Origin of the sequence: Lacihabitans sp. CS3-21 (assembly GCF_024343675.1) — a bacterium.
Classification (GTDB): domain Bacteria; phylum Bacteroidota; class Bacteroidia; order Cytophagales; family Spirosomataceae; genus Leadbetterella.
This window is the reverse complement of the sequence record NZ_RJUD01000041.1, coordinates 1-1,447: the sequence shown is the minus strand read 5'-3', so window position 1 is coordinate 1,447 and position 1,447 is coordinate 1. Positions and strand designations below refer to the sequence as shown.

General features: G+C 38.1%; 1 pseudogene. It reads right to left on the bottom strand.

Features of this window, described 5'->3' with window-relative positions:
- Positions 1 to 1,447, bottom strand: a pseudogene (locus tag EGI24_RS14200) (DUF11 domain-containing protein); the annotation flags it as partial.

The window sequence follows — 1,447 nt, the reverse complement described above, 5'->3', positions numbered from 1 at the left end:
TCCGTTTTTCTCACCGAAACAAGCTACTGGGGTGGCAGTCGCTGAGGCTGTCAATTTAGCTGTTTGAATGATTGAAGTGGTTGCCGTTACAATACAATTGTTTAGCATTGCAGTGACAGTATATGTACCATTATTCGACGGTAAGGCATCAACTAAAACAGTTGGGCCAGTTGCAGAATAATTATTTGGCCCAGACCAAGAGTAAGAGGTTGCATTTCCTACAGCTGTTAGGGTAATTTTATCTCCAAAACAAACAGGTCCATTATTTGAGGCTACTACATTTGGCTTCTCTTTCATGGTAACTAAAGCTGGGTCTGAATCATCTTCATCAGTTGCTTTTATTCCATCATTCGGAGTTCCTGTACCATTTCCATCAACAAAATCATCTGCATCCGAACTTACCAAACCTCCGGCATCATTAGATGAAATATTATCTGGTTTACTATCAATATCCAAAAGGTTTAAAGCATTTGTAGCATTATTACTAATTTCCGCTCTGTTTACCAAGGGCCCTGTTAAAGCTGAAGGTAAAACATTCAATACTAATTCGATTGAAGTATTTGCACCTGGCAAGATAGGACCTGGGATGTTAAATTTAGGATTTCCAGAAACTAATGACCATCCTAGACTTTGCGAAGTATTAAGGCTCATCCCTGTTGGGATATAATCAGTAACATCAATATTAGACGCTTTTAGTGTACCCTGATTAAATACAGTTATTACGTATTTAACCACATCCTCACAACCAACTTGGGAGGCTTGGCCAGCTTTTAATTTCTTATTTAAAGCTAAGTCAAAAATCTGTTTAATTTTAACTTCAGCTGGATCGTGATCATCTTCGTCTCCTCCAGTTTTACCATTACCATTGATATCGTCATCTGTAACAAATTTATCATTATCAATATCATCAGGTGTACTATCAATATCCACAAGTGGATTTCCATTATTGTCATTATCAGACGTTTTCGAAATCTCTGCTTTATTTAATAAGGTAGTTCCTTCAAAATCTGAATTGACTTTCAAATTTATATCAACCGAAATTGATCCACCGGCCGAAATTGGACCAGAAATAATTTTGGTTGCTTTATTTAAACCTGCTGCTGTCCAAGATAAATCATTTAGAGTCATACCTGATGGTATATAATCTGTAATTTCTATTCCATTTGCAGGGATGGTACCTTGATTTGATACAGTTATAGTAAATATAACATTATCACCTGGCTTAATATCTCCGGTACTTTTTAATTTCTTAACCAAAGCCAAGTCATATTTCTGTACGGTGATCTGGGCTGGGTCAGCATCGTCTTCATCGTCCGTGCCATTGCCATCCAATTTATCGTCAGTTGGGCTTCCTGGTACACCACCCGCATCGTTGCCTACCGTCTGATCTGGTCTGCTGTCTATATCTACTAAGGCTACGCCATTGTTGTCTCTATCTGCTGTGGCA